The organism is Gordonia sp. DT219, from assembly GCF_049847065.1.
Classification (GTDB): Bacteria; Actinomycetota; Actinomycetes; order Mycobacteriales; family Mycobacteriaceae; genus Gordonia.
This window is the reverse complement of sequence record NZ_JBNCNR010000001.1, coordinates 226,447-253,046: the sequence shown is the minus strand read 5'-3', so window position 1 is coordinate 253,046 and position 26,600 is coordinate 226,447. Positions and strand designations below refer to the sequence as shown.

The window sequence follows — 26,600 nt, the reverse complement described above, 5'->3', positions numbered from 1 at the left end:
CTACCGACGATCGAGCCCCCGGAACTCCGACCCATGGAAGATCAACGGCTCGACACGGGTGTCGGCCTGTACGCCAAGCACCTCGAGCAGTATGAGTCGATGGTCACCGGCTGCCGTCTCCGACCTGATACTGCACTTCATAAGAAGCGCCGAATTTGGAAGGAACACCGCGCTGTCTGCATCGACGATCGTCTCGATGTCCTTGAACCTCGCCGACTTGTCCTTCGCGGCGAGCTGAGCGCAGATCTCCCCGTGATCGGCGCCGAGGATGCTCACGCCCAGGTGAGTCGCTCGACGAAGGCGAGGCCAGGTCGTCGACGACTGCTGGACGGAGAACAGGACCAGGGGTGGATCCAGGGAGATCCCCACCTGAAAGGACGATGCCACCAACGCGACCGGCTCGCCCTCGACGGCGGCGCACAATGCGGCGATACCCGAAGGGAATCGGGAGAACGCCGACCTGATCGCTGCCGAGTCGGCCGGCATCGGCGTAGTCGTCACATCGATTGGGCTCGACGCTTCCCGATTCACTGCAGCACCTTCGAAAGCTCGTTCTGGCGTGCCCGCGCCCGCATGCGGATCCCCTCGGTGTCGGCGGTGAGCACCTCGCGATCCTTGACCACTACCCTCCCGTCGACGAGGACGGTGTGAACGTCGCGGCCACTTGCACATTCGTAGAGAAACGCCGTCTCCGACGCATAGCCGGCAGCGTCCGGTCCGTCGGTGGCGAGCAAGACCACGTCGGCACGCTTGCCGACCTCGAGACCGCCGGTGTGATCCCCGGTCCCCATCGCGCGCGCACCACCCACGATCGCCATCTCGAGCGGTTCCCGGGCCGACACGCCGTTCCGATTGTGTACGGGAGTCGCGTAGATGTGCTGCTGACCGATTCGGGCCAACATTGCGACCCGGAAGAGGTCGAGCGTGCCGAGGGTCGAGACGCCATCGGTGCCCAGCCCGATCGCTACGCCGCGACGCCACATGTCCAAGGCCGGCGGCCGTCCGATCGCGTAGTTCCCCTTTGCACAGTGAGCCGCGGAAACACCGTTTTGTGCGAACAGTTCCACATCATGAACATCGGCGAGCACCGAATGCGCTCCGTGCAATGTCGGAGTGAATACCCCCAGCCCGATCAAGAACTCGATCGGTCGCCTGCCATAACGTTCGAGCGCGAAGTCGATCTCGTAGGTTCCCTCGACGAGGTGCGTGTGCACCTTCACACCGCGTACCGCGGCCTCACGATGGATGTCGACGATCAATTCCGGCGTGCAGGAGATGATCTGGCGCAGCGACATTCCTGCGCTCACCCTGGTGGAGCCGTCCGGTTTCGCGGGCCAGTTCTCCACCAGTTCGACGTTCTGGGTCAGGGCGCGCTCGGTCGACACCACCATCGAGCCGGGCAGTCGGGCGCCGCCGTCCATCGTGGACACCGAGACCGACCCGCGAATGCCGGTGGCGAGCGCCGCGGTCGCCATCGCTTCCGGATGCGGTCCGCCGGCCTCGAAGAATGACGTGGTCCCGGTGGCCAGCATGGTTGTGTAGGCAAGCAATCCCGATAACTCCACATCGTCGGGCGAGAGTGCGGCCTCGAACGGCACCAGGTATTCACGCCACGTCGGCACACGCAGCGATCTCTGCTGCCCGAGAGTGGCCAAGAGTCCGCGCATCAACGTCTGCGCGGTGTGCACATGAGCATCCGTGAGCCCCGGGATGGCGATCTTCCCGCCGGCAAAGATCCGCTCGGCCGGCGTCCACCGCTGCAACACGTCGACGGTCCTACCCACATCGACGATCGTTCCGTTCCTGATCGCGATGGCACCGTCGTCATGGACACTTCGGTCTTGGTCAAAGGTCACGACGAATGCATTCTGGATAACCAGATCAGCGGTGTTCATGGCACCCCTTTCGGGATCGGTGAGCCGAACGGCTCGGCACTACGAGACGGTCGTCTGACCGGGGACGAAGCGATACGCCCCGCCAGGGTGTGTCGGGCTCAGCCGGGAGTGACCGAACAGTCGTTCACGCAGTGTGGTCCCGTGCAACGGGTCCCGGCGCCCCCGCCGTTCGAGTTCGGGCAACGCGTACTCGACGAAGCGGCCGAGTTCGGCGATGTCGATGGCAGGCGAGAGCATGAAGCCGTCGAGGTCGGTCGTGTCGACGATGTGTTCCATCTTGTCGGCCACCTCCGCGCCGTCGCCGACGATGACCCAGTCGCTGGGGGTGGCGCCCTTGAGGTCGTCGAGGATCTCGCGCACCGTCGGTCCGGGCTCTCCGTTCTGCGGGAGATACCGCGCGACATCGCTCTGATTCAGTTCTCCGAGTGAGGCACCGTCGGCACGCTGGGTAAGCGGACGATCGGGATCGAGCGCCAGAAGATCTATACCGGCGAGGTTGCGGTATACCGCCGCCACTGTCTCGTCGGTCTGCTGCGCCAGAACACTTCGCCGGAATTCCTGGGCGTCGGCGGTGGTCGCGCCCGCGGTGATGGAGATGCTGCAGAACATCTTCAGATCATCGGGAGCGCGACCGGCGAGTTCTGCTCGATGCCGGATGTCGGCCACGGCCTCGGCGGTCGCCGACAGGCTGTCCGATTTCACGAACACGCATTCGGCATACTTCGCGGCGAAGGCCCGTCCGGTCTGCGACGTGCCTGCCTGGAACAGCAGGGGTGTCCGTTGGGGCGACGGCTCAACAGCCAGATATCCCTTCGTCCGGTAGTACTCGCCGTCGTGCTCGATACGTCGCAATTTGTCGGGATCGGCATAGGTGACCGCTCCGGTATCCCTGATCACCGCGTCGTCGTCCCAGCACCCCTCCCAGTAGTTGAGGCACAAATCCATGTATTCCCGCATGCGGGAATACCGCAGCTCGTGTCCCCGCATGGCATCATGGCCGAACAGCTGCGCGATCGTGTCCTGTCCGGAACCGGTCACCATGTTCAGACCGACCCGGCCGTTCGTGAAATGATCCAGTGTGGCAAGGCGTTTCGCCATCTGGATCGGATGGTCGAGTCCTGTGGGTGTGGTGTAGACCAGGCCCAGGTTGCGCGTCACCTGCGCCAGCGCCGGAATGATCATCTGCGACTCCACACCGGCAAAGCCACCCTGGCGAACCGAGATCTCGTTCGCGTATCCATCATCGGTCATGGGATAGCCGTAACCGTCCGCGAAGAACAGGAAGTCGAATCCGGCATCATCGAGCATCCGCCCCATATCGCACCAGAACCCGAGCGAGGCATATTCTTGATGTCTGCTCATCGGATGCGTCCACCCGATCTTGTTCCCGTTCTGTGGGCGCGGCGACTCGAAGACACCGAGACCGATCCGTTTCTGTGTCAAGTTCTTCCTTCTCTCGCATCAGTTCTGTTCGTCGATGGTGAATCATCCGTGGGCGTCCTTCGTCGCACGAGCCGTATCGTCGTGCGTCGGTGTGCACTCGGGTGTCACGACACCCGGTGTGCCGCACCGGGATGAGTCCCCTTGAGATGGGCATGCCCGAACATCCGCTCCCGGAACGTCGGGCCACCCGGCTCCTCGCGACGCCCACGTCGTCGGAGTTCGGGTAGGGCGTGATCGGCAAATCGCTGCAATTCGGCGATGTCGACGGCCGGCGAGAGCATGAACCCGTCGATGTCGGTGGTATCGACGATGTGCTCCATCTTGTCGGCGACTTCTGCGCCGTCACCGATGATCACCCAATCGCTCGGGTTTGCACCTTTCAGATCCTCGAGAATCTCGCGAACCGTCGGACCGGACTCGCCATCTCGCGGCAGATAGCGCGCCACATCGCTCTGGTTCAGCTCGCCGAGCGCCATTCCGTCCGCGCGTTGGGTGAGTGGCAGGTTCTCATCGAGTTCGAGGAGGTCGATCCCGGAGAGGTTCCGATACAGTGCCGCGACGGTCTCATCGGTCTGCAGCGACTGCACCTCGTCGCGAAACGCCCACGCATCCTCGGTTGTCGGCCCCGAGACGATACTCACGCTGCAGAACATCTTGATGTCGTTGCTGTCGCGCCCGAAGCCCTCAGCACGCCGACGGATATCGGACACCGTCGCCGCGGTACGGTCGAGCGCATCGGATTTGACGAAGATGCACTCCGCGTACCGAGCGGCGAAATCCTTTCCGGTATCCGAGGTCCCCGCCTGGAAGAGGGTCGGAGTGCGCTGAGGCGACGGCTCGACCGTGAGGTACCCGTTGGTTCGGTAGTACTTTCCTTCGAAGTCGATCCGATGGACTTTCGCGGGATCGGCGTATACGAGCTGGTCGACATCGACCCGTACCGCGTCGTCCTCCCAGCAGCCCTCCCAGTACCTCAGGCAGAGGTCGATGTATTCGTTCGTTCGCGCATATCGCAACTCGTGGTCTCGCATCGACTCATGTCCGAAGAGCATCTTCACGACATCCGGCCCATTTCCGGTCACCATGTTCAAACCCACCCGGCCGTTGGACAAATGGTCAAGGCTGGCAAGTCGACGCGCCATCTGGATCGGATGGTCGAGTCCGGTTGCCGTGGTGTAGACGAGCCCGAGGCTCTCCGTCACCGATGCCAGCGCCGGGATCAACATCTGCGCCTCGAGATTGGGGAATCCACCCTGCCTGATGGATGCCGGATTCGCGTGATCACCACTTGTGGGATAGCTATACGTGTCAGCGAAGAAGAGAAAGTCGAACCCGGCGCGATCCATCATACGTGCCATATCCATCCAGAATCCCAATGAGGCGTATTCCAGATGCCGGCTCTGCGGATGCGTCCATGCGATCTTGTTCCCGTTGATGGGCCGCACCGTCTCGAATGCGCCCAATCCAATTCTTTTCATAATTCTCCTAGCGAGGAAACGCGCGATGCTAATCTGCGATGCCGATTCGTCGGCTGATCACTGCGCTGATGGCGCCGAGGAGTCCGTACAGGATGAGGACGAGGACCACCATCAGTGCGCTGACGGTCCACAGTTGCAGGTATTGGCCGTGTACCGATGCGAGCGCGATCATGTATCCGACGCCGTCGCCGGTGGCGAGCCATTCGGCCAGCATCGCGCCGCTGATCGCGGCCGGTACGGCGATTCGTACCGAGGCGATGATCGACGGGACCGAGTACAGCAGTTGTGTGTAGCGGGCGACGTCGACGTTGCGGCCACCGCTGGCGCGGATGACGTCGCCTGTGGTGGCGGGTGCGCCACGCAGTCCGGCGATCACATTGACCATCGTCGGGAAGAACGTGATGAGGACGATGATCACGGTGACCGCGATCAGACCGCGTCCGAAGACCAGCACGATCACCGGTGTCATCGCGAGCAGCGGGATCGACCGGACGACGGTGGCCACCGCGGTGAATGGTCTGCCCACACTCGGCGCGGCGACGGCCATGATGGCGGCGAGTACGGCCACGACGATGCCGCACACGAACCCGACGGCGGCGTGAACTATTGTCTGTCCCAGCGCGGTTCGGAACGAGCCCCAGAATCCGGTCGGGCCTCCCCGGTCGGTCAGCGACGATGCGGCCGCGACTCCGTTCGGATCGCCGCTGATCATGAAGCGGATCACTTCGTCGGGGGTCCGCACGAAGTACGAGTCGAACCCGAAGACGTAGCGCAGGCTGTACCAGAAGCCGATGATCAACACGAATGACGCCACTGCCGCGAGCACCGTCTTGGCGGGCCCCAGGCGGTGCCCGGCGCCGCCGGCCACCGAGGTCCCGACGGTGACGTCCTCCCCCGCCCACGGCACAGCGATCCTGGCGACAAGGGTGACCAGGCCGAAGCCCGCGGTCGCGATGAGACCGGCGAGCACTCCGATGGCCCAGACGCGGTTGACGAAGAACTGCTGCTGCGCGACGAGCAGAATTGCGCCCAGCCCTTCTTCGGAACCGAAGAACTCACCCAGCATCGCGCCCACGACCGCGGCGGGGACACCGATCTGGAGTCCGGCGATGATGTGCGGCAAGGCCGAGGCGAATCGCACCCGGCGCAGTTGCGCCAACGAGCCTCCGCCGCTGGCGGTGATGACGTCCATGGCGCGCGTATCGACCGAGTTGAGGCCCAGCAGCACACCGATCAGCAGTGGGAAGTACACCAGTAGCGCCGCGACGATGATGCGCGCCATCTCGGGCTCGGCCGCGACCACCACGATCGGGGCCACCGCTGCAATCGGGATGACGTGTACGACGGTGGCAAGGCTGACCACCACCGGCCGGCTGAACGGCAACGCGAACGACACCGCCCCGAGGACCGCGGTCACCACGACCGCGGCGAAAAGTCCGCACACCGCGGTGTACAGGGTGCTCGTGGTGTTGTCCCACAGCAGCGGCCAGTCGTCGATCATGGTCGCGATGATCGACCACGGGTACGGGATCGTCGTGGCCCCGACCACCGCGGTGATCGCCGACCACACCGCCACCGCACCGACGATCAAGGCGATCGGGATCCCGACGCTTCGCCAGTTCACACCGGCGATACGCCGGGGTGGCGTCGCCAACGCGTTGAGGACCGCCACCTCATGCCTCCTGTGCGTGGGTCGCCCGCTGCAACTTCTGCGACAAGTCGTCGGCGTAGGCGTGGAACTCCGGGGACTGCCGCACCTCGGCGGTCCGCGGGCGATCCAGCTCGATACCGACACGGTCGACCACCCGGCCCGGTCGCGCGGCCATCACCACGATCTCGTCGCTGAGGAACACCGCTTCGGTCAGCGAATGCGTCACCAGCAGCGTGGTCGACGGCCGTTCGGTCCAGATTCGCTGCAATTCGATATTCATCTGGTGCCGGGTTATATCGTCAAGCGCCCCGAACGGTTCGTCGAGCAACAACACCTCGGGTTCGAGCACCAGCGCCCGCGCGATCGCCACCCGCTGGCGCATCCCGCCGGACAACTGCGCCGGCCGGGCCTTCTCGAATCCGGTCAGCCGGGTCAATGCGATCAGATCGGCGATGAGCTTCGGGTCGACCTTGCGCCCGGCCACTTGTAGCGGGAGAGCGATATTGGTTTCCACGGTGCGCCACGGCAACAGCGCCGCGTCCTGGAAAGCCACACCGATCCGATGATCGCGTTGCGCCTTGTGCGGTGAATCACCGAGTACCGCCACCGATCCCGTCGTCGGATCATCCAGACCCGCGAACATCCGCAACAATGTGGACTTGCCACACCCCGACGGGCCGATCAACGTGGTGAACGACCCCGCCGCCGTCGGGAACGACACCCCGTCGAGCGCGGCGACGACACCGTGACGTCCCCGGAACTCGCGGGTCACCTTGGCCGCCACCAGCCCGGTACCCAGCGGCGTCGGCGACTCGGCCCGACCCGGGCCGCCGGACACCTCGACACTCACTTCAACACCCCTTGCGCCACCGACTGATCGAACATCTTGTGCGCGTCGAGGTTGACCTTCAGAATCCGGTCGATCAATTGCTGATTGGTCGCGATACCACCATCGGTGATCTCGGTGAGTTTGCCGTGATAGAGCTGCTGGCCCTGCGTGATCAACCCTGCCCACACCTTGGCGCCGTCGATCTGCGACTGCTCGGTCAGTCCCTGCTTCGCACCGTAGGCGTCATACACCACCTTCCCGACGTCATCGGGATTGTCGATGAATGCCTGAGAGCCGCGTTGGGTCGCGGCGATGATGCCCTTGATCGCCTTGAGCTTCTTCGGATCCGACAACGAATCCTTACGAACGACAAGAACACTCGACCACCGGTTGTAGCCGTAATCGGCCACCGGAATGAAATTGGTCTGGATGCCCTTGTCTGCCAACGCCACCGGAATGTTGCCCTTTGGCGTAGTGCTGATGTCGACGTCGTGGTTCACCAATGGGGTGGGCGAACCGTCAACCGGAACCAACGTGATGGAATCGGTGTTCACCCCGATGGACTTGAGGAATGGCACGGTGGTCCGGTCGTTGGCCGCCACACCCAGCCGTTTGCCCTCGAACTGATGTGGATCGGTGATGCCCGAATTCTTGAGCGTGACATAGCCAAAGGACGAGTACTGATAGATCGCGGACACGGCGACCAGCGGCGCACCGTTGAGAACCGCATTGGCCAGCGACTCACTGCTGAACAGGCCGACGAGTGCTTTCCCACTCGTCACCTGGGCGTCGATGGCCACCTGAGGCCCGCCCGCGAGAATGCGCGCGTCGACACCCTCATCGTGATAGAAGCCTTTCTGGTCGGCGTAGACGAATGACCCGTTCTCGATATTCGGCAGCCATCCCAGCTGGATACTCGCGCGGTAGCCGTTTCCGTCGTCACCCGAGCCTCCTCCCGAACACGCGGCGAGCAACACGGTCAACGTCGCCGCCAACACGGCGACGACTGTGGTCAGTACGCGTCGCTTCCGACGACAGGCACTGTTGGTGGTTTCGAACACAAGGTCTCCTCGGAGATTCAGGGGGATACGATCGGTGTGGGCAAGACGCCCTGGTCAGGCAGGCGGTAGACCCGCGTCCCGGACCGAGCCCGGAAGCCGGAGATCGGCAGAACCCGTCAGTCGTTCACGCAGCGTGCCATCCGCCGGCGCCTCGGGGATTGCACCCCGGTCACGGAGGATCGGCATCACACGCTCGATGAAGTCGTCATAGCAGTCGACCCCGCCGAACGTCCGCTCTATCAGGAATCCGTCCAGATCTGCTTGTGCGCCAACGGTGATGAGTTGTTCGGCAGCATGTTCGGGAGTTCCGGTGATCTTGAGGCCGCCGGTGGTCTTGGGCAGGCCCGCCAAGATCTCCCCCACCGTCGGACTGGCAGCGCCGTTCTGGTACTTGGCCGCCGACGACTGCCCGTTCTCCGAACGCGCGCCGTCGAGTGTGCTGTTGCGCGGCCGGTTCATCAGGTTGATGCTGCTGTACCCCAGGTAATGGGCCGCCAATGCCTCGATCGACGGGGTCGCCTCGAGTTCGGCGCGGATCTCGTGTGCGCGTTCCTCGGTGTCGGCGACGACGACCGAGACACTGTTGATGACCTTGACCGAGTCACGGGCCCGGCCCGACTCGGCCGCAGCCGAACGTACGGCGTCGACCATGGCGCGTGTCGAGGCGCTATCCCGCTTCTGGATGAAGACGCATTCGGCAAAGTCGCCACCAAAACGCAGCCCACGTGGTGAACTTCCGGCCTGGAACAGGGCAGGGGTGCGCTGCGGCGACGGGTTGACGGGGTAGTACCCGTCGAAGGCGTGGAACTTGCCCTGATACTTCAGCCGATGAACATGTGAGGGGTCGATGGCCGTCCGTGCTCGCTTGTCGAACACGAAAGCGCCGTCGTCCCAGGCAGTTTCCCAGAGCTGCAGGCATAGTTCGACGAATTCTGTTGCGCGGTCGTATCGTTCGTCGTGACGGACAACCGACGGCTCGCCGAGGAGCTTGACCAGCGACTCCTGCATGTCGGAGGTGACAATGTTCCAGCCGATGCGTCCGGCGGTCAGATGGTCGAGGGTCGAGAAGCGGCGTGCGTGGATGTAGGGACGCTCGATGGTGGTGGACGCGGTGACCACGAAACCCAACCGCGGAACCGTCGCCGCAAGCCCGGAGATCAACGACATCTGGTCGAGTACCGGGAACTGGACGGCCTCACGGATGACCACTTCGGGCACGTCGTCGCCATCCATCGGATAGCCACTCGCGTCGGCGAAGAACAGGTAGTCGAAACCACCGGCATCGAGACGGCGTGCCAGATCCTGCCAGTACCCGAGCGTGTCGAAATCCCGGGTATCGCTGCGGGCATGCGACCACGCATTACTCAAGAAGTTGGGGCACATGATCTCGAATGCGCCGAGAGAGAGTGTCTTTGCAGCCTGCGGCACCTGGGGTGCTCCTCATGACCTAGATGGTGAATGAATTGCACGACGTTGTGCCGAATCGATTTTGCAAGTGCTCAGACTCGCACGCAACAGAGAGGAGCTTGATTTTCAGGAACGTAACGAACACGAAACTCAGCTGGCGGCACCGGCTCCCAGTCCGCTCCACAACAAACGCCACAGGCCGCCGTCATGATGACGGCGGCCTGTGGCGTTTACCTGTGGCTCAGGGGCGGAGGCCCCCTGTCGATCAGGCGTCGGCAGTCGCCTTGTCGTCGGCCGGCGCGTCGTTCTTGGCGTCGTCGTCGACCGGGATGAGGCTGATCTTGCCGCGCTCGTCGATGTCGGCGATCTCCACGCGCAACTTCGAGCCGACGTTCACGACGTCCTCGACCTTGTTGACGCGCTTGCCCTTACCGAGCTTGGAGATGTGCACCAGGCCATCGCGGCCCGGCAGTAGCGAGACGAACGCGCCGAAGGCGGTGGTCTTGACCACTGTGCCGAGGAAGCGCTCGCCCACCTTGGGCAGCTGCGGATTGGCGATCGCGTTGACGCGGTCGATTGCCGCCTGCGCCGAAACGCCGTCGGTCGCACCGATGAAGACGGTCCCGTCGTCCTCGATGGAGATGTTGGCGCCGGTCTCCTCGGTGATCGTGTTGATCGTCTTGCCCTTGGGCCCGATCAGCTCACCGATCTTGTCCATCGGAATCTTGATGGAGGTGATCCGCGGCGCGTACGGGCTCATCTCGTCGGGCTCGTCGATCGCCTCCGACATCACGTCGAGGATCGTCAACCGGGCATCCTTGGCCTGGTTCAACGCACCGGCGAGCACATGGCTCGGGATGCCGTCGAGCTTGGTGTCGAGCTGCAGCGCGGTCACGAAGTCCTTGGTGCCCGCGACCTTGAAGTCCATGTCGCCGAAGGCATCTTCGGCGCCGAGAATATCGGTCAGGGCAACATAGCGGGTTTCGCCGTCGACGGTGTCGGAGACCAGACCCATCGCGATACCTGCCACCGGAGCACGCAGCGGCACACCGGCATTCAGCAGCGACATGGTCGAGGCGCAGACCGAACCCATCGAGGTCGAGCCGTTGGAGCTCAGCGCCTCGGAGACCTGACGGATCGCGTACGGGAACTCCGCGACACTCGGGAGGACCGGCACCAGGGCACGCTCGGCGAGGGCACCGTGGCCGATCTCGCGGCGCTTCGGAGACCCGACGCGACCGGTCTCACCGGTCGAATACGGCGGGAAGTTGTAGTGATGCATGTAGCGCTTGGAGGTCTCCGGCGTCAGCGAATCGATCTGCTGGGCCATCTTGACCATGTCCAGGGTGGTGACACCGAGGATCTGGGTCTCGCCACGCTCGAACAGTGCACTGCCATGGGCACGCGGGATGACCGCGACCTCGGCCGACAACGACCGGATGTCGGTGATGCCGCGCCCGTCGATGCGGAAGTGATCGGTCAGGATGCGCTGACGCACAAGCTTCTTGGTGACCGAGCGGAAGGCCGCACCGATCTCCTTCTCGCGTCCCTCGAACTGCCCGGCGAGCTGATCGAGGATCTGCGCCTTGAGTTCGTCGGTCTTCTCGTCGCGCTCCTGCTTGCCCGCGATGGTGAGAACCTGCGAGAGCTTCTCGGTGGCCGCGGCGGACACGACGTCGAAGACGTCGGACTCATACGGCGGGAACAGCGGGAACTCGGCGGTCTCCTTGGCCGCGGCGGCTGCCAGCGACTTCTGTGCCTCGCACAGACGCGCGATGAACGGCTTGGCGGCCTCGAGGCCCTCGGCGACGATCGCCTCGGTCGGCGCCTGCGCACCGCCGGCGATGATCTCGATGACGTTCTCGGTGGCCTCGGCCTCGACCATCATGATCGCGACGTCGGCATCGTCACCGCTGCCGGAGACGATGCGGCCGGCGACGACCATGTTGAACACGGCGCCGGCGAGCTGCTCGACGGTCGGGAATGCCACCCACTGGCCGGCCTTGTTCTCCTCGGTGGGGACGAGCGCGACACGCACGCCACCGACCGGGCCGGAGAACGGCAGACCGCCGAGCTGGGTGGAGGCCGACGCCGCGTTGATCGCGACGACGTCGTAGAGGTCCTTGGGGTCGAGGCTGAGCACGGTCACGACGACCTGGATCTCGTTGCGCAGGCCGTCGACGAACGTCGGCCGCAGCGGCCGGTCGATCAGGCGGCAGGTCAGGATCGCATCGGTCGAGGGACGGCCTTCGCGGCGGAAGAACGAGCCCGGGATGCGCCCGGCGGCATACATCCGCTCCTCGACGTCGACGGTGAGGGGGAAGAAGTCGAAGTGCTCTTTGGGGTGCTTGGACGCCGCCGTCGTCGAGAGCAGCATGGTCTCGTCGTCGAGGTAGGCGGTCACCGAACCGGCGGCCTGCTGGGCCAGTCGGCCGGTCTCGAAGCGGATGGTGCGGGTGCCGAAGCTGCCGTTGTCGATGACAGCGGTGGCCTCGGTGATGGTTTCGTCGAAGTCGGTGAAATCTTCGGTGGTGGTCACATCGGTCATGTGGGGTGTTGATCCCTTCGTTGCGGCCGCATCCGGCAGCCGTGGGTGGCCGCATCGTGCGGCCTTCGTTATGCGGATATCGACTGATCGGCGAACGGGGCGAAGACGGCACTCAATCGTCGACTCGTCTCGGTGCCCGCGTATGCGTCAGCCCGGAACACGCATGAGTGCGATCGTCGACGGGAGGTGATCGGCGCGCTTGTGCGCCCCGCTTGTCTGCTCAGACGGCCTTCGATCGAAGCGGCCGGAAACTTCGTGTTCCGGCGGCCACTACCGAGGACCGATCTGGCTCGTCATCACTTCCGTGGACTCACACGTCACGGCAACGTTCCGTCGCCAGCTTATCATCGATACGCCAAAGACCCGGTCACCTCCAGTGAAGGTGGCCGGGTCTCCGATGTCTGGATGCAATCGCGCAGCGACAGTCGCTGACGGACCGTTCAGCGACGCAGGCCGAGCCGCTCGATGAGCGAACGGTAGCGCGCGATGTCGACCTTGGCGACGTACTTGAGCAGGCGACGGCGACGGCCGACCAGCAGCAGCAGCCCGCGGCGGCTGTGGTGATCGTGCTTGTGCTCCTTGAGGTGCTCGGTGAGGTCGCTGATGCGCTTGGTCAGCAGCGCGACCTGAGCTTCTGGTGAGCCGGTGTCGGTCTCGTGCAGGCCGTACTGGCCCAGGATTTCCTTCTTCTCGGCAGCTGTCAGTGCCATGGAGATACTCCTAATTTCTCAGTGCCGCGACAATTCTGATCCCCGTCTCGCGCCCACCAGGGCGGGTTCGGGGCGGCGTGCCACCGCGGACTGCAGCAACGCCGACGAACCAATCTACCAGCGGCAATCGGCCGCACCCAAATCGACGGGCACGATCAGTTCGCGGCCTCGGCGAGGATCACGCGTGTCTTGTCGACGTCGCCTGCCATCGCGGTGATCAAATCGTCGATGCTGTCGAACGGTTCCATCGGCCGGATGTGACTGACGAAGTCGACCGCGACGTGCTGCCCATAGAGGTCGGCGCTGGTGTCGAGCACGAACGCCTCCACGGTGCGCGTACGCCCCGAAAACGTCGGGTTGGTGCCCACCGACACCGCGGCCTCGTACCGCTCACCGGGCACCACCTGGCCGACCACCGGTCCGGCCCCGAGGACGGTGAACCATGCTGCATACACCCCGTCCGCCGGGATCGCCGCATGCATGGGCGGCGCGACATTGGCTGTCGGAAAACCCAATTCGCGGCCACGGCCGTCGCCGCGGACGACCACCCCCTCCACCCGATGGGGGCGGCCGAGCGCCTCGGCGGCACGTTCCACGTCACCGGCAGCCACGCACGACCGGATGTAGGTCGACGAGTAGGTCACCGCATCTTCACCGAACAGCGATACCGCCTGTACCGCGAACCCGAACTTCGCACCCAGCTCGGTGAGTTTCGCGACGTCCCCGGCCGCCTTCTTCCCGAAGGTGAAATTGGCACCTACCACGACATCGGCGGCGTGCAGCCGTTCGACGAGCACATCGTGCGCGAAGTCCTTGGGCGTGCGCGAGGCCAACTCCGGCGTGAAGGGCATCACACAGAAGACGTCGATACCGAGCTGCTCGGCGAGTTCGGCACGGCGCGTCAATGTGGTGAGCTGCGGCGGATGGTTACCTGCCCGCACGACTTCCGCGGGATGTGGGTCGAACGTCATCAGCACCGCCGGGACGCCGCGCTCGCGCGCCGCCCGCGTCGCGGCGCTGATCAATTCCGCATGCCCGCGGTGCACACCGTCGAAGACGCCGATCGTGACCACACACCGACCCCAATCCGCGGGGACGTCCTCCAGACCTCGCCAACGCAACACGCCGACCAGACTACGGCCACCGCCACCGCCAGACCAGCACCGACCGGCCGAGTGAACACGAGGTAGAACCCACCAACGATTCGGATGGAGCGGAGGTGTCCGCGCGCCGATGACTCGGCCCCGGCATGCACTGCTTCGCATCTGGAGCCGATCGCCACATAAGCTTGCGGCCATGCCCAACAGAGGACTGCCGTCGACCAGTGGTGGGGATGACGACATCGAGCGCGCGGTGGCCACGCTGTCGACCGTGACGCAGGATTACCTGAAGGTCATCTGGACATCCCAGGAGTGGGCCGACGTCAAGGTCACCACCAAACTGCTCGCCGACAAGATGGGCGTATCGGCATCGACCGCATCGGAATCGATCCGGAAGCTCGCCGATCAGGGCCTCGCGTCCCACGAGCGCTACGGCGCGGTGACACTCACCGACCGCGGGCGGGCGGCCGCGGTGTTGATGGTGCGCCGGCACCGTCTGCTGGAGACCTACCTGGTCCGTGAACTCGGCTACGGGTGGGACGAGGTGCACGACGAGGCCGAGGTGCTCGAACATGCTGTCTCCGACCGGCTCGTGGCCCGCCTCGACGCGAAACTCGGCTTCCCCAGTCGCGATCCGCACGGCGACCCGATCCCCGCCGTCGACGGATCGGTGCCCACGCCCGACGCCAGTTCACTTGCTGATCTCGACGTCGGCGACTCCGGGACCATCGCCCGGATCTCCGATACCGATCCGGCGATGCTGCGGTACTTCGACCAGATGGGTGTCGCGCTCGACTGCGCCCTCACCGTCGTCGAGAAACGACCGTTCGCCGGCACCATCGCGATCAGCGTGAACGACGGCGCACCCATCGATCTCGGCGACATCGCCGCGCGCGCGATCTTCCTGATACCGGCCGGCTGAGCGCCTCGCATTTTCTCTCCCCGGCCGCCTCGGCCGGGTCCGATGACGTTCAGCGCAATGTCGCCGGCCGCACGACCATCACCGAGCTGGCCCGGCGTCCCCGCTCGTCGATGAGGGCGATCGCCTGCCCACGCGGGTCCACCGCTACGTGAATTCCCTTGTTGCCCAGCGGCACCAGCCACCGCCCCTGGCTGATCGACTCGGCCTCGTCGTCGTCGATATCGCGTCGTGGAAACGACAGCAGTGCCGCCTGGTCGATCGTCAGCGACAGCCCCGGAGCCTCGGCGAGTTCTTCGAGAGTGCGCGCGTGCGTGAGGACGAACGGTCCGACGGAGGTGCGCCGAAGCGCGGTCAGATGACCTCCGGTCCCCAACGCATCGCCCAGATCGCGTGCGAGCGAGCGGATGTAGGTTCCCGACGAGCAGTCGACCTCCACGTCGAGGTCGAGAAAGCGCGCCTCTCCACTGTCATCATCGGCACGGCGCGTCGCGCGAATCTCGAAGCGCGACACCGTGACCGGTCGAGCCGCAAGGTCGAACTCGGCGCCGGTGCGCGCGAGCGCGTGGGCCCGGCGGCCGTCGACCTTGATCGCACTCACCCGGGCCGGAACCTGCGAGATGTCACCGGTGAGATCGGCCACCGCTGCCGCGATGGTCTCGTCGGTCACCGCTGCGACGTCGCCTCGACCGATGATCTGGCCCTCGCGGTCGTCGGTGTCGGTGGCCGCGCCCAATCGGATTGTCGCCGTGTAGGACTTGGTGTTGAGCGAGAGCAAGCCGAGCAACTTCGTGGCGCGCTCGATGCCGACCACGAGCACCCCCGTCGCCATCGGATCCAGTGTGCCCGCGTGCCCCACCCGGCGGGTGCCGAAGATCTTGCGGCACTGTGACACCACATCGTGGCTGGTGATGCCCGCCGACTTGTCGACGATGACCAGACCGGCGTTCTCGATGGATGCGTCGGCCATCTCAGACGACCACGATCGCGGTGGTGATCAGTCCCTGGTCGACCTTCCAGCGGCCCCTGAACTCGGTCAACGGCGTGCCCCCATCGGTGGCGCGCCCGTCGATCAGGATCTGCGACCGGAACGTGCCGGTGGGCACGTCGGCGGCCGGATCCTGGTCGAAGCCGATGTGGGCATCCTCGAATCCCAGCCACCGGCCGGTGAGCGGGAACCACGCCTTGTAGGTGGCCTCCTTGGCGCAGAACAGCAATCGGTCCCAGTGCAGGGTGTCGGGTCGCCCGGCGAGCACCTCCCGCTCCTGCGGCAGGCTTGTGTGGTCGAGGACGCCGGCAGGCAACGCGTCGTGCGGCTCTGCATCGATGCCGAGCGACCGCACGGCCATCGCGTAGGCCACGATCGCGGCACGGTATCCGTCGCAATGGGTCAGACTGCCGACGACCTGCGGCGGCCACAACGGCATCCCCCGTTCACCACGCATGATCGCGACCGGTTCGATACCGAGCTGCCCGAGCGCCTGACGTGCGCAGTGCCGCGCCGTCGTGAACTCGCGACGCCGCTTCTCCACCGCCCGCGAGATCAGTGACTCCTCCCCTGGCAACGGCACCAGATCCGGTGGATCGCCGAAGGATTCGGCCGACGCCACGCCGGCCGGCAACAGTTGCTCGATCAAGAGCCGTCCTCGCTTGTCTGTCGTCGGGCGCGTTCTCTGTCGGTGCGGCGTTCTTCGATGCGGCGCCGGAACTCGGCGGCACGTTCGGCATAGTCGGGTGGTAGCTCGAAACGTGCGCCGTGCTCGGGTAGGTCGGACGGCTGCACGTCGTTCGGGATGATCTTGCGCAGCAAAGGTTCCGGGAGGCCACGGCGTTTCCACTCGCGAGGATAGCCCACCGACACCTCGTCGAAGCGGACACCGTCGTACCACGTCGTCCGCGGGATATGGAGATGGCCGTATACACAGCAGGCGGCGTTGAACCGGGTATGCCAGTCTGCGGTCTCGGTGGTGCCGCACCATAGTGCGAATTCGGGATACATGAGTGCGTCGGTCGGTTCGCGGCGCAGTGGCCAGTGATTGATCAGGACGGTCTGCTCATCGGGGTCGAGAGCCTCCAACCGCGCCCGGGTGGCCGCCACCCGGGCCCGCCCCCACGCGTCTCGTGTCGGAAACGGCTCCGGCGACAGCAGGAATTCGTCGGTGGCCACCACGTTGCGTTCACGGGCCAGAGCCAGCGCCGACAACGCCGTCGTCGTCCCCTCGGGCCGAAAGGTGTAGTCGTAGAGCAAGAACATCGGCACCACCCGGACCGGTGCCGAACCGTCACCCGGATCGAACAGCGGATAGATGTCCTCGGGCGTCACCACCCCGATGTCCCGGCAGGCTTGTACGAGGTAGTCGTAGCGGGCCACCCCGAAGATCTGCAGCGGATCCCGGGCCGTCGTGTAGAGCTCATGGTTGCCGGGTACCCAGATGACGGTGTGGAAGCGGGTTCGCAGCCGACGCAGCGTGTCGATGATGTCGTCGGTGCGTTCGGAGACGTCACCGGCGACGATCAGCCAGTCGTCGCCCGACTGCGGGCGGATCTCGTCGAGGATGTGCTCGTTGCCGCGGTGCGCAACGTGCAGATCGCTGATCGCCCAGAGAGTTGCCACGAGTATCCATCGTGCCATGCGCTCTGTTCACAGGGGGCGCCCGCCATGACCGGGTTCCGCGCCGACGCCGCGGCGACATGCCATGATGCTGTCCATGACGCACCCATACCCGTCCGTACCGCCGGCCACCGCGGTACCGGCCCGCGGTTCACGCATGCCCGGCGGACGCGGGCCGTGGTGGGCACAAGTGGTCGTCAGTGCGGTGATCGCGATCGTCCTGTGGTGGCTGGCGCTGGCGATCCTGATGATCACCTACCACGCGTTTCCCACCGACGACATGGGCGCCAACGTGTGGGCGACGTATGTCGCGTGGACGATCATCTACCTGATCGTCGTCGCCACTGTCGGGGTATGGGGCCGGACGCCCGTGCGCGGCCTTCTCGGTGCCGGGTTCGCATTCGTCGTCCTGGCGCTCAGCCGGGGTGTCGAGGTGCTGCTCGATGTCGATGGGAGCAGCTTCTACCTCCTGGCGCACGACTGGTACGACGCCGTGGAGAACACCAGCACCGTGTTGTTGCTTACGGGAACGATCGGAGGCTGGAGTATCGCACGACGCACGACACCGTTCGCATGGATCGGCGCCCTCCCGGCGATCGGGGTCGTCGCCATCGCGACATGGGTGGACGAGCAGCTCCGCGACTCTCTGTCGTGGTGGCCGTGGTCGTGGCCGTCATCCGCCTACGTATCGATACAGACAGCCTTCATCATCTTGGGAATCCTCGTCGTCTGGGGTTGCGACGCCATCGGCCTGGCCGTCCGACGCGGTCGGCCCACACCGCCGTCGTCCGGGCCCGCCCCGTGGAACACCCAGCCCGGGCAAACGACGTGGCCGCCGCCATCACCAGTTGCCCCCGCGGCGTCGCCCTGGCCGGGCGGGCCACCACAGCCCTGGCCGGGCCAGCCGCCCTATCAGCCGCCGCCCACTACCTGATCAGCCCGGACACCGGCCGGTGGCGCCGCTCCCACCCGATGCCAGCGGCCGGACGCGACGCGCCAGCACACCGCGATCAGTCGCAGGATCATGAACACCACGAGGCCGCTCCATACCCCGGCCAGGCCCCAGTCGAATACCAGTGACAGCCAGATCAGCGGCAGGAAGCCGAACAGCGCGCCGAGCAGCGTGGCGGTACGCAGGAACGCGGCGTCACCGCTGCCGAGCAACACCCCGTCGAGGGCGAACACGACGCCTGCGATGGGCAGCATCGTGACGAAGAACCACCACGGCACCCCGATCGCGTCGAGGACGTGCGCGTCGGAGGTGAACACCCGGGGCAGCACACTCGCACCTGCGGCGAAGACCGCCGCCATCAGGGTCGCGGCCACCACCGACATCACCGTCACGCGCCGGGCCACCGATTGCGCGATCGTCACCGATCCCGCACCGAGTGCGGCTCCGACCAGTGCCTGCGCGGCGATGGCGACCGAGTCGAGGAACAGCGACATGAAATCCCAGAGCTGGAGTACCAGTTGGTGAGCGGCGACCTGGGCCACGCCGAACCGTGCGGCCACTGCGGCGGCAGAGACGAAACAGATCTGAAACGACAGGCTCCGCGCAATGAGGTCACGCGCCATCACCAATTGCGCCGAGATCATCGACCACCGCGGCGCGAACGCCGCGAAGCCACGCACGCGCGGGGCATCGGATGAGCGCTGCCGAACCGACGTCAGACGTTCACGCACCACACGGCTCGCGAACAACAGTCCGGTGATGGCCTGCCCGATGACGTTGGCGACGGCGCTTCCGACGATCCCGAGCCTGGGCAGAATCCACAGACCGTGCACCAGGCCGACGACGAGTACAGCCGAAATGACCAGTCCGACAACCACATAGATGACGGGCAGGCGGGTTTCTTGCACTCCGCGCATCCAGCCGTTGCCGGCCATCGAGAGAAGGATGAGCGGTACCCCGAACACCGCCACTCGCACCCATTGGGTCGCGTCGGCGGCCACGACGGACGACGACGCCGACGCGTCACCGACCAGCGCCCGCATCACATAGGGGGCGATCGGCCACGCGATGGCGACGAGTACCAGCCCGGCAATCAGCGCAATCCAGCTGGCCTGCACCCCCTCGTCGACCGCACCCGGCCGGTCGCCGGCACCGAATCGGCGTGCCGAGCGCGCCGTCGTCCCATACGACAGAAAGGTCAACTGGGTGCTGATGATGGACAGCACCAGGGTGGCCACCGCCAGGGCGGCGAGCTCGTCGCCGCCGAGGCGACCGACCACCGCGAGGTCGAGGAGCAGATACAAGGGCGGCGCGATGAGGACCGCCAGCGCCGAGATGGTGAGAACCCCGACCCGGCGCACGCCGGCGTCGAGTTCGCTCACAACGACTTTCGGAGACGCGCAATCACCTCAGACGCCGAGCCGGTGTCGCTGTATCCGGAGGATTGGCGATGCCCGCCGCCGCCGTGTGCCTGCGCGATCGGCACCAGATCGACGGTGCTCTTCGAGCGCAACGACACCGTCCATCGCCCCGCTGTGATCTCCTTGAACACCGCGGCCACCTCGGCCTCTGCCGTGGTACGCACGATGTCGATCACGCTCTCCGATTCCTCCCAGCTCATCCCGGCCAGCGCCTGGTGATCCACCACCGCGTACACCAATCCCTCACCGCCACACGCGGATCGGTCCAATTGTGCGGTTCCGAGAATCGTCGAGACCATGCTCAGCCAGCCGAACGGATGGGTATCGAGCAGTCGGCGGCTCCAGGTGCGTGAGTCGACGCCGGCGTCGAGCAGCCGCGCCGCCACCCGGAATGAGTCCGGCCGGGCCCAGCGGAACGAGCCGGTGTCGGTGGTCAGACCGGCATACAGGCACGTCGCAATGTCCTCATCGAGGTCCACACCGAGATCGTCGAGTACCCGCAACACGAGCACCGCGGTGCAGTCGGCATCCGCGTCGATGAAGTCGAGATCGCCGAATCCCGAGTTCGACACGTGGTGGTCGATGACCACCGTTGTGTCCGCCGAGGCGAATCGCGGTTCCAGCTCTCCCAGACGCTCCTCACTCGCGGCATCCACCGAGACGACGAGGTCGTGGCCGCGCACGGCGACTCCGTCGACGAGCAATTTGTGCCCGGGCAGCTCCGCGAGCGCGACCGGCAACGACTCGGGGCCGGGATGGGCCACTTCCACCTCCATCCCGAGGCGGTCGAGGGCCAGCCCGAGTGCCAGCCCGCTGCCGATGGTGTCGGCGTCCGGCCGGATGTGGCAGAGAATCGTCACCCCGCCACCGGCGTCGGCGACCCGACCGATGGCCGCGGCGACAGCGACGCTCGACGCCGTGGTCACGCCTGATCGTCCTCCGGGCCATCACCGGGCTCGTCCGCGCGGTACGGGTCGGCCTCGCCTGCGTGCCGCGCATCTGCGGCTTGTCGCGCCACCAGCTCGTCGTTCGCGCGGGCCCGGGCCACCAGTTCTTCCATGTGCCGAGCAGTATCGGGCACCGTGTCGAGCACAAAGGTCAGGGTCGGGGTGAAGCGCACGCCTGTACCCGCGCCGACCTTGGACCGCAGAATGCCGGTGGCCTTTGCCAGTCCGGCAGCAGCGGCTTCGTAATCCGGGTCGGTGTCCAGGGTCTCGCCCAGCACCGTGTAATAGACAGTGGCGTCGTGCAGATCGCCCGTCACACGCGCGTCGGTGATCGTGATGTACGCCAGCCGTGGATCCTTGATCTCGTGCGCGATCGCCGATGCCACGATCGATGAGATCCGCTTGGCCAGCCGTTGCGCTCGTGCCGGATCAGCCATGATTGTCCTTCCCAAGAGGTAAGCGAGATACTCCCCCTCCGCGAGATGCCCGGATATTCATCCGGTCATGCTCGCAGAAGGGGAGCTCGGGGCCAACGAACGCGTCAGTCGCGCGGCTTCTCCTGCAGCTCATAGGATTCGATGACGTCGCCGACCTTGATGTCGGAATACGTCACCGTGAGACCGCATTCGTAACCTTCCCGGACCTCGGTGGCATCGTCCTTCTCCCGCTTGAGCGAGGCGATGGTGAGGTTCTCCGCGACGACCGCATTGTCGCGCAGCAGGCGTGCCTTGGCGTTACGGCGGACGATACCCGACTGGACCAGGCAGCCGGCGATGTTACCGACCTTGGACGACTTGAAGATCGCGCGGATCTCGGCGCGGCCGAGCTCCACTTCTTCGTAGATCGGCTTGAGCATGCCCTTGAGCGCACTCTGGATCTCGTCGATCGCCTGGTAGATCACCGAGTAGTACCGGATGTCGACGCCCTCACGGTTGGCCAGCTCGGTGGCCTTGCCCTCCGCGCGGACGTTGAATCCGATGATGATCGCATCCGACGCCGAAGCCAGGTTGACGTTGGTCTCGGTGACGCCACCGACACCACGGTCGATGACCCGCAACGAGACCTCGTCGCCGATGTCGATACCGATGAGGGCCTCCTCGAGGGCCTCGACGGTACCGGCATTGTCGCCCTTGAGGATCAGATTCAGCTGACTGGTTTCCTTCAGCGCCGAATCCAGATCTTCCAGGCTGATCCGCTTGCGGCTGCGCGCGGCCAGCGCATTGCGCTTGCGCGCATTGCGGCGGTCGGCGATCTGCCGGGCGATGCGGTCCTCCTCGACGACGAGCAGGTTGTCACCCGCACCGCACACCGACGTGAAGCCGATCACCTGGACCGGTCGCGACGGCAACGCCGCCTCGACATCGTCGCCGTACTCGTCGACCATGCGGCGCACGCGTCCGTAGGCGTCACCGGCCACGATCGAGTCACCGACGCGCAACGTACCGCGCTGAACGAGCACCGTGGCCACCGGACCGCGACCGCGGTCGAGGTGTGCCTCGATCGCCACGCCCTGGGCGTCCATGTCGGGGTTGGCCCGCAGATCCAGCGACGCGTCCGCCGTGAGCAACACGGCTTCGAGCAGTTCATCGATGTTCGTACCCTGCTTGGCCGAGATGTCGACGAACATTGCCTCGCCGCCGTACTCCTCGGGGATCAAGCCGTACTCGGTGAGCTGACCGCGGATCTTCGTCGGGTCGGCACCCTCCTTGTCGATCTTGTTGACCGCCACCACGATCGGCACATCGGCCGCTTGCGCGTGGTTGATCGCCTCCACCGTCTGCGGCATGACGCCGTCGTCGGCGGCGACCACCAGGATCGCGATGTCGGTGGCCTTCGCACCGCGGGCACGCATGGCGGTGAACGCCTCGTGACCGGGGGTATCGATGAAGGTGATCAACCGGTCCACGCCGTTGAGGTGGGTGTCGACCTGGTAGGCGCCGATGTGCTGGGTGATACCGCCGGCCTCGGCCTCGCGGACGTTGGCCTTACGGATCGTGTCCAGCAGGCGGGTCTTGCCGTGGTCGACGTGACCCATGACGGTCACCACCGGCGGACGCTGCTCGAGATCTTCCTCATCGCCCTCGTCCTCGCCGTAGCTCAGATCGAAGCTTTCGAGGAGCTCGCGATCCTCGTCCTCGGGGCTGACCACCTGAACGGTGTAGTTCATCTCCCCGCCGAGCAGCTCCAGCGTCTCGTCGTTGACGGATTCGGTCGCCGTGACCATCTCGCCGAGGTTGAACAACGCCTGGACCAGCGCTGCAGGGTTGGCGCCGATCTTGTCGGCGAAGTCCGACAACGATGCTCCGCGCGCGAGGCGAATGGTCTCGCCGCCACCACGCGGCAGACGGACGCCGCCGACGGCGGGCGCCTGCATCGAGTCGTATTCCTGACGCTTCTGCCGCTTGGACTTGCGGCCCCGTCGGGGCGCACCACCGGGACGGCCGAACGCACCCGCGGCACCACCGCGGCCACGTCCGCCACCACCTGGGCGACCGCGGAAGCCACCACCGGCGGGAGCACCACCGGGCGCACCGCCGCCGCCACCGCGATAGCCACCGCCGCCACCGGCACCGCCGCGGTTGCCACCGGGGCCGCCGGGGCGACCGCCGGGACGGGCATCCGGCCGGGCCGCACGACTTGGCATCGCACCCGGATTCGGGCGCGGGGGCATGTTACCGGGGCTGGGACGAGGACCGCCCTGACCGGGACCGGGACGCGCTCCGCCCGGACCGGGCCGGTTCTGGGCCCCGGGTCGGCCACCGCCGGGGCGGGGACCACCCTGACCGGGGCCGGGACGAGCGGCCGGCGGCCGCGGAGCGGGAGCCGACGAGTACGGGTTGTTCCCGACACGTGGTGCACGCGGGCCGGGCTTGGGTCCGCCGGGACGCGGTCCCGGGGTCGGGGCCGACGGCGCCTGTGGAGAGGCTGCCTTCTCGGCGGCCGCCGGTGCCGGAGCAGCCGTCGGTGCCGGGGCGGCTGCCGCCGGCTTCAGGCCATCCGAGGACGCCGCTGCCGGTGAGGCGGCCGGCGCTGCCGCGGGACGCTCCGGACGGGGCTGCGCGGGACGCGCCTGCGCCGGAGCGGCCGGCTCGGCGGCCGGCCTGGGGGCAGCACCGTTTCCGCCGGGCTTGGGACCCGGACGCGGACCCGCGCCGGGTTTGGGGGCGGAGCCGTTGGCACCGGACTTGGGTGCCGGCGAGCCGCCGTCTTTCTTGGGAAATGATTCACGAAGTCGACGGGCCACGGGGGCCTCGACCGTCGACGACGCGGACTTGACGAACTCGCCCTGTTCCTTGAGGCGTTCGAGCACTTGCTTGCTCGTCACGCCCAGATCCTTGGCCAGTTCGTGCACGCGGGCCTTGCCTGCCACTGCTCTCCTCACTTGGAGGCCGAGCGGGCTGCCCGCTACGGCCTCGGATTACGTCCGATACGTGCTCATCGTGGTGACTTCACGCTGTGCTCATGTCTTCTGCTACCTGTTCCGGCCCGTTCTCGGGCCTGCTGTCGTCCGTGGTCGGTGATGGCGCTGCCGCACCGATCACATCTGCGAGGTCATCCGGGCCCACTACCAGGCCCGGTGCCCTCAATGCCGGTCCGAATGCGCGTCGCCGCATCGCGGCGGACACGCAGTCCGCCCGCGGATGCAACCACGCACCTCGCCCTGGCATGGTCTTCGCGAGATCGACGACGATCGCGGACCCGTCGGCACCCTGACGGGCGACCAGACGAACCAGTGCCGGAGCCTCGGCGCGATGCCGACACCCGATGCACGTACGAACCGGACGATCCCGGCGACCATCGCCAGATGGCGAGGTCGACGGCTTTCGCTGAACCATCGCTCAGTCTAGCGCGCGCGGCCGCGACTAGGACAATCGGCTGCGGGTGGTGTCCGAATCAGCAGACTGCGCATCATCGGCATCGGAACGGATGTCGATGCGCCATCCGGTCAGACGAGCGGCGAGCCGCGCGTTCTGCCCTTCTTTGCCGATCGCCAGGGAAAGCTGATAGTCCGGTACGACGACCCGAGCCGCCTTGGCTGCGAGGTCGACCACCTCGACAGAGACAACTTTCGCCGGGGACAATGCATTCCCCACGAACGTCGCCGGGTCGGTGTCGAAGTCGATGATGTCGATCTTCTCGCCGGCGAGCTCGCTCATCACATTGCGCACCCGCTGCCCCATCGGACCGATACACGCACCCTTCGCGTTGAGTCCGCTGACCCCGGTGTGCACGGCGATCTTCGACCGATGCCCGGCCTCTCGGGCGACCGCGACGATCTCCACCGAACCGTCCGCGATCTCCGGCACCTCGAGCGCGAACAACTTGCGCACGAGTGTGGGATGGGTTCGCGAGAGCGTGATCTGCGGTCCGCGCTGCCCCCGGCTCACCCCGACGACGTAGCACTTGATGCGGTCGCCGTGGTGGTAGGTCTCCCCCGGGACCTGTTCGGCCGACGGGATCACTCCCTCGGTGGCGTTGGCCTCGTTACCGATCTGCACGATGACCATGCCGCGCGCGTTCGCGCGGGCATCCTGCTGGACGACGCCACCGACGATCTCACCTTCATGGGTGACGAGGTCACCGAAGCTCTTCTCGTTCTCCGCGTCGCGCAACCGTTGCAGGATCACCTGGCGGGCCGTGGTGGCGGCGATGCGGCCGAATCCCTCGGGAGTGTCGTCGTACTCGTGGACGACCTCTCCGTGTTCGTCGAGTTCCTGTGCCATCACCAGCACCGCGCCGGTGCGGCGGTTCACGTCGATGCGTGCGTGCGGCGCGAATCCGTCGGTGTGGCGGTACGCCGTCAGCAGTGCGGTCTCGATCGCCGTGATGACCGTGTCGATCGAGATTCCCTTGTCTGCCTCGATCATGCGCAGGGCATTGATGTCGATGTTCATGGTCGGTGACTCCTATTCACTTGTCGGCCTATTCGCCTGTCGGGCCTATTCACTTGTCGTGTTCACAATTCGGTGGGACCGGGATCCCGGCGCTGCGCTATCTCCTCGTCGTCGAGTCCGCAACGCTGGAGTTCGGCGGCACTCGGCCGGGAGAAGTCGACCTCGACAACCGCGCGCTCGACGGTGTCGAAGGGAATCGTCTCCGTGGTGATCCGGCCGCGATTGTTGACGACGATCTCCACCGCGGCATCGGTGAGCGCCCCGATCCGGCCGGTGAGGTCCGGACCGCTGTCACGGCGAACGTGCACCCGGCGCCCGCGCGAGCGTCGCCAGTGCCGCGGCAGGGTCAACGGGCGTCCGATTCCCGGCGAAGTGACCTCGAGTGTGTACGGGGCGTCGGAGTACTCGTCATGGGCGTCGAGTTCATCGGAGACATCGCGGGTCAGCGCGCCGAGAAGATCGAGATCGGTACCGCCGTCCCGGTCGACGATCAGCTGAATCTCGTCGGCACCGGACTTGTCAGGACCGGAGGAGGTAGAGATGATCACATCCTCGAGGTCGAGCCCACGATCGCGGACGAACCGTTCGACGAGTTCGCGGACCTTCGTCTGGTCGATGGCCACCGTGCTCTCCTCGTCTTCAGTTGTCCTGGCTACCGGTCCGGGTTGCGCACCGGCTGTGATGCCCATCCATCGTAGAGGACCGCGCCCGCTCGGCGAAGTTCGCTCACCGG

The 26,600-nt window shown here is 66.0% G+C and carries 23 protein-coding genes; 2 read left to right on the top strand and 21 right to left on the bottom strand.

Features of this window, described 5'->3' with window-relative positions:
- From ACPXB3_RS01230 to ACPXB3_RS01180, 11 genes are all read right to left on the bottom strand, one after another.
- Window positions 1-531 carry a flavin reductase family protein gene (locus ACPXB3_RS01230; RefSeq protein WP_425726024.1) on the bottom strand — a complete coding sequence of 177 codons (531 nt, stop codon included), beginning with the start codon at window positions 529-531 and terminating at the stop codon, window positions 1-3.
- Window positions 528-1,895 carry an amidohydrolase family protein gene (locus ACPXB3_RS01225; protein WP_425726022.1) on the bottom strand — a complete coding sequence of 456 codons (1,368 nt, stop codon included), beginning with the start codon at window positions 1,893-1,895 and terminating at the stop codon, window positions 528-530. The genes ACPXB3_RS01230 and ACPXB3_RS01225 overlap by 4 nt, the downstream gene beginning before the upstream one ends.
- 39 nt (window positions 1,896-1,934) lie before the next feature.
- A complete protein-coding gene (locus ACPXB3_RS01220; RefSeq protein WP_425703335.1) occupies window positions 1,935-3,338 on the bottom strand; it encodes an NtaA/DmoA family FMN-dependent monooxygenase in 1,404 nt (467 codons plus the stop codon).
- A 104-nt stretch (window positions 3,339-3,442) separates the two neighbouring features.
- Window positions 3,443-4,816 (bottom strand): NtaA/DmoA family FMN-dependent monooxygenase, encoded by a 1,374-nt coding sequence (locus tag ACPXB3_RS01215; RefSeq protein ID WP_425703333.1) that lies wholly within the window; start codon window positions 4,814-4,816, stop codon window positions 3,443-3,445.
- A gap of 28 nt (window positions 4,817-4,844) precedes the next feature.
- A complete protein-coding gene (locus tag ACPXB3_RS01210) occupies window positions 4,845-6,488 on the bottom strand; it encodes an ABC transporter permease (RefSeq protein ID WP_425726020.1) in 1,644 nt (547 codons plus the stop codon).
- Between the two features lies 1 nt (window position 6,489).
- Window positions 6,490-7,317 (bottom strand): ABC transporter ATP-binding protein, encoded by an 828-nt coding sequence (locus ACPXB3_RS01205; protein WP_425726018.1) that lies wholly within the window; start codon window positions 7,315-7,317, stop codon window positions 6,490-6,492.
- Window positions 7,314-8,357 carry an ABC transporter substrate-binding protein gene (locus ACPXB3_RS01200; RefSeq protein ID WP_425726016.1) on the bottom strand — a complete coding sequence of 348 codons (1,044 nt, stop codon included), beginning with the start codon at window positions 8,355-8,357 and terminating at the stop codon, window positions 7,314-7,316. The genes ACPXB3_RS01205 and ACPXB3_RS01200 overlap by 4 nt, the downstream gene beginning before the upstream one ends.
- A 54-nt stretch (window positions 8,358-8,411) precedes the next feature.
- Window positions 8,412-9,785: an NtaA/DmoA family FMN-dependent monooxygenase gene (locus ACPXB3_RS01195; protein ID WP_425726014.1), complete on the bottom strand. Its 1,374-nt coding sequence runs from the start codon at window positions 9,783-9,785 to the stop codon at window positions 8,412-8,414.
- A gap of 244 nt (window positions 9,786-10,029) precedes the next feature.
- Entirely contained in the window at window positions 10,030-12,312 is a 2,283-nt protein-coding gene (locus tag ACPXB3_RS01190) for a polyribonucleotide nucleotidyltransferase (protein ID WP_425726012.1), read from the bottom strand.
- Window positions 12,313-12,752: 440 nt separating this feature from the next.
- A complete protein-coding gene (gene rpsO / locus ACPXB3_RS01185) occupies window positions 12,753-13,022 on the bottom strand; it encodes a 30S ribosomal protein S15 (protein WP_425703321.1) in 270 nt (89 codons plus the stop codon).
- Window positions 13,023-13,177: 155 nt separating this feature from the next.
- Window positions 13,178-14,146, bottom strand: a complete 969-nt coding sequence (locus ACPXB3_RS01180) for a bifunctional riboflavin kinase/FAD synthetase (protein ID WP_425703319.1) — start codon at window positions 14,144-14,146, stop codon at window positions 13,178-13,180.
- A 172-nt stretch (window positions 14,147-14,318) separates the two neighbouring features.
- On the opposite strand from ACPXB3_RS01180, the gene ACPXB3_RS01175 reads away from it, so the two are divergent.
- Window positions 14,319-15,044 (top strand): metal-dependent transcriptional regulator, encoded by a 726-nt coding sequence (locus ACPXB3_RS01175; protein ID WP_425726010.1) that lies wholly within the window; start codon window positions 14,319-14,321, stop codon window positions 15,042-15,044.
- 49 nt (window positions 15,045-15,093) lie between these two features.
- On the opposite strand, the gene truB is transcribed toward ACPXB3_RS01175, so the two are convergent.
- Genes truB through ACPXB3_RS01160 form a run of 3 tightly spaced genes read right to left on the bottom strand, consistent with a single transcriptional unit; the run spans window position 15,094 to window position 17,655 of the window.
- On the bottom strand, window positions 15,094-16,011 hold the full coding sequence (gene truB, locus ACPXB3_RS01170) for a tRNA pseudouridine(55) synthase TruB (RefSeq protein ID WP_425726008.1): 918 nt from the start codon (window positions 16,009-16,011) through the stop codon (window positions 15,094-15,096).
- Window position 16,012: 1 nt separating this feature from the next.
- Window positions 16,013-16,678 carry a 4'-phosphopantetheinyl transferase family protein gene (locus ACPXB3_RS01165; RefSeq protein WP_425703313.1) on the bottom strand — a complete coding sequence of 222 codons (666 nt, stop codon included), beginning with the start codon at window positions 16,676-16,678 and terminating at the stop codon, window positions 16,013-16,015.
- Window positions 16,675-17,655: a metallophosphoesterase family protein gene (locus tag ACPXB3_RS01160; protein WP_425703311.1), complete on the bottom strand. Its 981-nt coding sequence runs from the start codon at window positions 17,653-17,655 to the stop codon at window positions 16,675-16,677. The genes ACPXB3_RS01165 and ACPXB3_RS01160 overlap by 4 nt, the downstream gene beginning before the upstream one ends.
- Window positions 17,656-17,749: 94 nt before the next feature.
- On the opposite strand from ACPXB3_RS01160, the gene ACPXB3_RS01155 reads away from it, so the two are divergent.
- A complete protein-coding gene (locus tag ACPXB3_RS01155; protein ID WP_425726006.1) occupies window positions 17,750-18,586 on the top strand; it encodes a hypothetical protein in 837 nt (278 codons plus the stop codon).
- On the opposite strand, the gene ACPXB3_RS01150 is transcribed toward ACPXB3_RS01155, so the two are convergent.
- The 7 genes from ACPXB3_RS01150 to rimP form a co-directional block, all read right to left on the bottom strand.
- Complete coding sequence (locus tag ACPXB3_RS01150) at window positions 18,565-19,986, bottom strand: MATE family efflux transporter (protein WP_425726004.1); 1,422 nt, start codon at window positions 19,984-19,986, stop codon at window positions 18,565-18,567. The genes ACPXB3_RS01155 and ACPXB3_RS01150 overlap by 22 nt on opposite strands.
- Window positions 19,983-20,951 carry a DHH family phosphoesterase gene (locus ACPXB3_RS01145; RefSeq protein ID WP_425703304.1) on the bottom strand — a complete coding sequence of 323 codons (969 nt, stop codon included), beginning with the start codon at window positions 20,949-20,951 and terminating at the stop codon, window positions 19,983-19,985. Before ACPXB3_RS01145 ends, ACPXB3_RS01150 begins: the two co-directional genes overlap by 4 nt.
- Window positions 20,948-21,409: a 30S ribosome-binding factor RbfA gene (gene rbfA / locus ACPXB3_RS01140; protein WP_425703302.1), complete on the bottom strand. Its 462-nt coding sequence runs from the start codon at window positions 21,407-21,409 to the stop codon at window positions 20,948-20,950. Before rbfA ends, ACPXB3_RS01145 begins: the two co-directional genes overlap by 4 nt.
- 104 nt (window positions 21,410-21,513) lie before the next feature.
- Entirely contained in the window at window positions 21,514-24,342 is a 2,829-nt protein-coding gene (gene infB, locus ACPXB3_RS01135; RefSeq protein ID WP_425703300.1) for a translation initiation factor IF-2, read from the bottom strand.
- Between the two features lie 79 nt (window positions 24,343-24,421).
- Window positions 24,422-24,808, bottom strand: a complete 387-nt coding sequence (locus tag ACPXB3_RS01130; RefSeq protein WP_425703298.1) for a YlxR family protein — start codon at window positions 24,806-24,808, stop codon at window positions 24,422-24,424.
- Window positions 24,809-24,835: 27 nt separating this feature from the next.
- Window positions 24,836-25,867, bottom strand: coding sequence for a transcription termination factor NusA (gene nusA / locus ACPXB3_RS01125; protein WP_425703296.1), 1,032 nt, complete (start codon window positions 25,865-25,867; stop codon window positions 24,836-24,838).
- 62 nt (window positions 25,868-25,929) lie between these two features.
- Window positions 25,930-26,490 carry a ribosome maturation factor RimP gene (gene rimP, locus ACPXB3_RS01120; protein ID WP_425726002.1) on the bottom strand — a complete coding sequence of 187 codons (561 nt, stop codon included), beginning with the start codon at window positions 26,488-26,490 and terminating at the stop codon, window positions 25,930-25,932.
- Between the last annotated feature and the right edge of the window lie 110 nt (window positions 26,491-26,600).